The organism is Sphingomonas sp. S-NIH.Pt3_0716 (assembly GCF_003950715.1).
Taxonomy (GTDB): Bacteria; Pseudomonadota; Alphaproteobacteria; order Sphingomonadales; family Sphingomonadaceae; genus Sphingobium; species Sphingobium yanoikuyae_A.
In genome coordinates this window covers 38,251-44,250 of sequence record NZ_QLJK01000039.1, presented here as the reverse complement: position 1 = coordinate 44,250, position 6,000 = coordinate 38,251, and the positions used below count along the sequence as shown (strand labels likewise).

Annotated in this window: 5 protein-coding genes; all 5 read left to right on the top strand. The window is 55.0% G+C overall.

The features are described from left to right. Window positions 1–356: 356 nt before the first annotated feature. The 5 genes from BRX37_RS23050 to BRX37_RS23030 all read left to right on the top strand — a co-directional run bounded on the left by BRX37_RS23050 (window position 357) and on the right by BRX37_RS23030 (window position 5,660). A complete protein-coding gene (locus tag BRX37_RS23050; protein WP_125989608.1) occupies window positions 357–2,348 on the top strand; it encodes a site-specific integrase in 1,992 nt (663 codons plus the stop codon). Between the two features lie 625 nt (window positions 2,349–2,973). Then, the gene (locus BRX37_RS23045) at window positions 2,974–3,522 is read left to right on the top strand and encodes a hypothetical protein (RefSeq protein ID WP_125989606.1); all 549 of its coding nucleotides are present in this window, start codon (window positions 2,974–2,976) and stop codon (window positions 3,520–3,522) included. Next, window positions 3,519–4,094, top strand: a complete 576-nt coding sequence (locus BRX37_RS23040; RefSeq protein ID WP_081261097.1) for a hypothetical protein — start codon at window positions 3,519–3,521, stop codon at window positions 4,092–4,094. The genes BRX37_RS23045 and BRX37_RS23040 overlap by 4 nt, the downstream gene beginning before the upstream one ends. Before the next feature lie 110 nt (window positions 4,095–4,204). Further along, window positions 4,205–4,696: a hypothetical protein gene (locus BRX37_RS23035; protein ID WP_164522515.1), complete on the top strand. Its 492-nt coding sequence runs from the start codon at window positions 4,205–4,207 to the stop codon at window positions 4,694–4,696. A gap of 179 nt (window positions 4,697–4,875) precedes the next feature. Further along, window positions 4,876–5,660 (top strand): IS5 family transposase gene (locus BRX37_RS23030; protein WP_486057003.1). Its coding sequence is split into 2 segments (ribosomal slippage): window positions 4,876–5,218 and window positions 5,218–5,660, totalling 786 coding nucleotides; the frame shifts between segments, so codons are not numbered across the junction. Window positions 5,661–6,000: the final 340 nt, after the last annotated feature.

The window sequence follows — 6,000 nt, the reverse complement described above, 5'->3', positions numbered from 1 at the left end:
GGATAACGCTTCGTCTTCTTCGCAATCTGGGCCATCCGCCCCCGGCTCTGCTGCGTCCACATCCAGAGCCTGAATCACGCAGATACGCCTATGACAACCCCTGCCGCCGATTTCCCAAACAGCCTCTTAATCCTACCCGATCAATTTTCAAAAGTGGCGTAAATCTAAAGAAATCTAAAATAAAAAGAATAGTACTAAATAATTTGTCAAATATATCACTGATTGACAACGACAAATTTAAATTGCAAAACACACTTGTAGATTGGTGCAAATATGCAATTCGGAGCGAACGCGGTCGAAACGGAAAAGGTTATTCAATATCTACGGTAAGAGATTATTTTGATTGCCTAGTATCAATGTTTATAGGCTGGCATCATGAATTCAACCCCTTGACCATCCCATGGCTCACTCTTGAAGAATATGTAAAATCCTTTCTAGCAAATGAAAAGCGTCATCAGCACCGTAATAAATGCATAAATGCATTTCAGTCATTCGGGCGCTTCCTGTATAATTGCCGTGGTTCAGAACCGATCGATTTCGGACTGGACGAATATCGGTTGGAAGACCCTATTTCCGCCGATCTTCTGTTGCCCGAAGAATATGATCGACTCATCCGCCTACTCGATAGAACCAAACAGGAGCAGATTGCCCTTGTCGTTATATTGCTTTTTCGCACCGGCCTCCGTCTGACAGAGGCCGTTGGACTGCGTTGCGGCGATTTTGCCAGTGCGGGCGATCGTTTAGAACTCTTTGTGGAAAAAAATGAAGAACGGGTTCTGAAAACACCGGGAAGTCGACGAATCATTCCCCTCGACATACTGCTCGAATCTGAAGAACTGGAGCGACTGCAGCGCTTTCTTAAAGCGCAACGGACCAAAACGATCGAAGGGCGCGACGGGTGGCTGTTCGGTACAGCCGATAGTGCGACTGCTCCGAATCCCGCCTTCGCGAGCAGCGCGATCAACGATGCCTTGAAAAGGGCTTCTGCCCGTGAATTGGAGCACGGTCATTTACGCCACAGCTTCGCGTCCTATTTGCTGGCGACGCTGATGTTGCCGGTCGATATGGCCGAACCGCCCGTGCCGCGCCGACTGACCAGCGTGATTTCGCAGCAGCGCAGGGAACGGGTCGCGCAGCGCTTGCTAGGTGCGGAAAGACTCGGAGCCAGCGCCCTACACGCAGTCAGCCAGGTTATGGGTCATAGCGGACCAGACATGACATTGCGTTCATATATCCATCTACTGGATTGGTTGCTGGGCCTCTATTGCGCCCGCCCTTCTTCCTTCGATGTGCTTGAGCCTGAATTGCTGCAGGAATTGACCAAAGTCAAACCGGACGCATGGCGCAAGCGAAAGGGTCGGCTGAAAAGGTCCGACGCACTGCAATGCCCTCCATTGCCCTGTCGCCCGACTGCATCGCAGCTTCTATCCTACACGCCCCAGATGGACGCCAAAAGGGCTGAGATATCTTTGCTGCAATCGGCGCTTAAGAAGGCCAGCAAGTCTCTAGCCGTTGATTTTACCTCGCGATCGGCAAGGCCGTTGCCGGAAAATTTCGGTAGGCCCGCGACATTCACAGCAGAGGAAAAGCAGCTGCCCACCTCGCCTCAAGCTATACACAAGCCGAGGTCCAAGAAGCGCGCAAGGGATTGGCTTGCGCCTCATGCCATTCCCGCTCGGAACATGATTGATCTGTTTTCGGGCAACGCGCAGGCTGGCAATGGCAAGCATGTCTATTGGAGGAGGGCCAGCAACAGTCTTCTGCCAGTTGGATTCTGGCAAGGCAAGAAAGGGCAGCTGCTGCTTTCCCCACTGACGAAAGATCCCGCCTATCTGAAGGCGCTGGAGAGCCGCCTGAGCCTCAGTCGAAAGGTGGGCGCGCGTGAGGCTCGAGTACTGGAAACAGCGCTCACAGCGATGTTGCAAAATACAAGGAGTAATGAATTCCTTTTCCGGAAGCTGAAAGACGGAGAAATTTTCGTCAATCTGCTGTTGAAGGCCATGGGCTTTAAGGAGGCGGACATTCATCTGCGCCACACATGCAAACTTTATCCAATGCGCAATTCGGCCACATTGCATCTTTTTCTGAAAAGCCGGGACGTCATTCCGCCATTGAAGGGGCGCAGCCGGTGGCGCGGGTCGCTTGCGGTCAGGCTAGAACAGAAAGAACGTAAAAGCCTACAGGATGATCGCGCGTTCAAATTGGCGATTGTTCTTTTGGCCATCCACGTCCGCGCTGAGCAACTGGCGGCCGATGCCCTGGCCCGCCCTACTAGCCAGCGTCGCCTAGCATTGATCGTCAAACTGTTCAGGGAAATGAATGGAAGGGCCATGCAGGAGGTCGGCTGAAATCATATGGTACCTGGTAGCAATCTTATGCCTATCCGATATGATTTGGAGTTATTTTGGTTCCTATGTCCGAGCGCCGATGATTTGCTGATCAGTTAAACCATACCAAAGTTGCCGGCTACAAATACGAATTCCTCAGCGGAAGAAATGGCCGCCAGCGCCAAGGGTTGGCCGGCCTCGAACAGCACGTGCCAAGTCTTGTAGGTACGCGGCATACTCTCCGCAATAGTGGCCGAGTCCAATACAATGTCGGTGCAACCATGCCCGTTTCGCGAACACATGTAGTTCGGATAACCGAACAGCCCCCGGCTGCAGGGACGGATTGCAGGTCCGCGGGACACGGGAAAGGCCCAGGATCACTCGCCCCCGTCGCCCCATTGGGTAGAGCAATGGCCCGGATTACGGAGCATCGTGCGACATGACACCGGGCCAAAACCGATTTGATCGCTGAATGCATGTCACAGGATAATTAAGCGTGAACCCTGCCGAGCCCGATTGATAATCATGGTTGCGATCGAGCATTAATCTTGCCCGGATTAACAGATGCTGTCCCTGCGGGACAAGGGCTGCCATCGCAGCCCGATTTATCAAGTAAGCAAGTAGCTCAGTACAACTGAGTAACGGAATGAAAAAAGGGAGAGTGCAGCCCGGCTCAGTGGCGCGGCTCCCCAATCTGAAAGTGATTAATGTGACATATATTCCAGAATGCGTCCCCAATGGGGGGGCGCAAACCCTTCCGTTCGTTCGCAGTTCGGTCCAGCGAGCGATGATGAGGATCGCGCGCGATATCGGCGCGCCGATCGATCTTGAACCGAGCCGACAATTGACCGGCACCGAAGGCATGTTGCTTCTCGAACAGGCCAATTTGCTGATTGCGGGCACAAATGTTTCTGGGTCAGAAACCCGTGAAAAATTGGCGCAGATGGGAGATAGCCATGGGCTAGACCTGCTGCTCCTACGTTCGGGGGCCTGGCCGCAGAGCCTGGACATTCATTTCCACAGGAGGCGCGAGTGGCTGGTAGACTATCGGTCTGCCTGGTTCGACGACAGGCTGTGGTTCATGCCGATGCTTGAGGATGGCCAGCCTGGAGTCAGGGCTTCCACCGAGGGACTTATCCTGTTTCCCTGCACCAGCCAAAAAATGCTCCCCTTTGCCGGGAGGTGGGCAGCATGACTGGCAAGAAGAGCCGTTCTGGTCCCGAGGCGCTGTCCGCCTACGTTGGGGATAGCACCGACCATCCCCATTTTCGCTACGTCCGCTATTATTGGAAGAATGACGGAATAAGGAACGGCGTTTCCGCCGCCGTTCTCGCAAAGCTGACGCCAGCAGGACATGAAGCAGCCCGACATGACCTGCTAGTACCGACAAATGCGCCGGGTGAATATGCGCAGCTTTCCTATCTTCTCGAACGTTATGATGCCACGCACCCAGCGGTCGAGAAGACGGGATATGCTCAGTTCACAATTGACTTGTCAGCCGATCGGCCCCTCCACGTGAGCTGGGAAGATATCCGGGCATGGGTCCTGAGCTATTTCGTACGCGAACTGCAACTCGCGGTGCTGATGGTGCTACATGTACCATATTGGGCTGGCTCATCGAACGACCCGCATGTCCATCTGATCGTGCCTGCCCGTAGGCTTGGAGCTAATGGCTTTGGTCTTCACGCCCGGGATGTCTGCTGCGATAACGGCTGCGCGTCGGCGCTGACGAGCTGGCAAGAGTTTGAGAAAGTAGGCGCGGTATGAGGAGTAAGGACATCCGCGACAAGAAATCAGCTCACACTGGACCGACGGACCGCGCTGCGTTTTCCGAGGACAGGCGGCATAATGCTCACGCTATTGGGGAGCGCTGCCGCTTGCTGCGCGCGATCCAGCTAGTCGACATGCTACGGTGCCAGCGAGAGGGCATCGGCCCTCTGGTTGAGGCAGCGCGGCTTGCCCTGGATCATAGGGTCGCCGCCAGGGCGGCAACGATAGGCCAGCGTTTCTGGCGCTTCCTGTTGACATGTCGGCCACAGGAACTCTGGATGGCGCTTATGGTGCAGGATGATGGCTTGGGCCGCGAACTGCGATCAAATTGCCCTTTCGATGCCCTAATCGATGACAACGAAGATCAGCGACGTTCGCGATGGCGATTAGCCAGACAGCAACTGCGGGACGGCACGTCAGCACCCGATCCTGTCTGGAACCGAACCCACGAGAAGGCAATCGCAAGAGCCAAGCTGGATTGGGAGATCGAGACTGGCAGGCTCACACCGCAGGAGGCAAACAAGCGAAACTTCATTTTTGCAGCCGTTGATATGGACAAGGCACGGATCGATCTGTCAGAACATATTCCTGAACTTTAGTACCGGCTGCTACGATGGTCGATGTCGTTCGGAATTGTCGCCTCTTTGCAAAACCATGCATAAGCAGCGAAGCGAAGGCGAGATCGCTCACGTTCTCGATGACAGAGCTAGGCAGCGTTGACAAAGTGGATTCCCAATCTGCCTGATTTCTGATTCACAGCTTCTCTTTGCGAGGAGCGATGATGGGCCGAGGCGATCTGACGGACGAGGAATGGGATGTGATCGCGGGGCTTCTGCCGTCGGAGCGCGGCCGCAAGTCCCGTCCTGCCCATGACAACCGGCGTTTCCTCAACGGCATGCTGCATGTTTTGCGGGTCGGCTGTCCGTGGCGGGATATGCATGAACGCTATGGTCTGTCGAATTCGGTCTATGTGCGGTTCCGGCGCTGGGCCGAACAAGGTGTGTGGGATGCAATCCTGGCGACATTGGTGGAATTGGGACTGACCGACGACTGGCAGCACATGATCGACAGCACCATAGTTCGCGGCCACGTATCGGCAGTGGGCGGAAAAGGGGGGCTTGTGCGCAAGCTCTTGGTCGATCACGCGGCGGCTTTACGTGCAAGGTCCACGCCCGCTGTGACAATCAGGGTCGCCCTATCGGCTTCATCCTGACGGGCGGTGAAGCGTCCGACTATGGCGCTGTCGATGCCCTGATGGCGATCCCCGTCGCCAAGCCCAAGGCGCTGTTGGCCGACAAGGGCTATGACGGTGATGCTGTCCGCGAAAATCTGCTGATGCACGGCATCCTGCCGATCATCCCGCCCAAGGCCAATCGCCGCGAACCCATTCACTGCGACTTCCGCCGCTATCGTGACCGCAACCGCATCGAGCGCATGTTCGGACAACTCAAGCAGTTCCGCCGTATCGCAACCCGTTACGACAAAACCGCCTTATCCTTCGCAAGCTTCCTGAACCTCGCCGCCATTCGCAAATGGCTGCCGCACTTTGTCAACGCGACCTAGGTCTGGGCGGTGCTGGCTGGACTGCCAAGATGCTTCAATGCACCTGGCGGTATCGGTTGAGTCCGGCGCGTGACATGGCGCCGGATTAAAGCCGAGTTGATCGCAGGTCGCGAATTACAGGACAATTAACCACAATTCCTGTGCAGTCCGCTTGATAATCATGGTTGCTGTCGAACATTCATTTTGCTCGGATGACGAGACAGATAGTCGCTCCTGCCTTTCGAAACCTGTTTCGAATGTTCTTACATCATCAGCCACTACGATACCCCTCGGATGAGGGGCAAAACATAGACAGATCAGCAGCTACGAAAATGTGGGGAGGTTTTGGCGTTTACGGACA

Bases quoted from the DNA above. Each gene is read 5' to 3' on its own strand.
- BRX37_RS23050 (WP_125989608.1), top strand. From the start codon at position 357: ATGTTTATAGGCTGGCATCATGAATTCAACCCCTTGACCATCCCATGG.
- BRX37_RS23045 (WP_125989606.1), top strand. From the start codon at position 2,974: ATGAAAAAAGGGAGAGTGCAGCCCGGCTCAGTGGCGCGGCTCCCCAAT.
- BRX37_RS23040 (WP_081261097.1), top strand. From the start codon at position 3,519: ATGACTGGCAAGAAGAGCCGTTCTGGTCCCGAGGCGCTGTCCGCCTAC.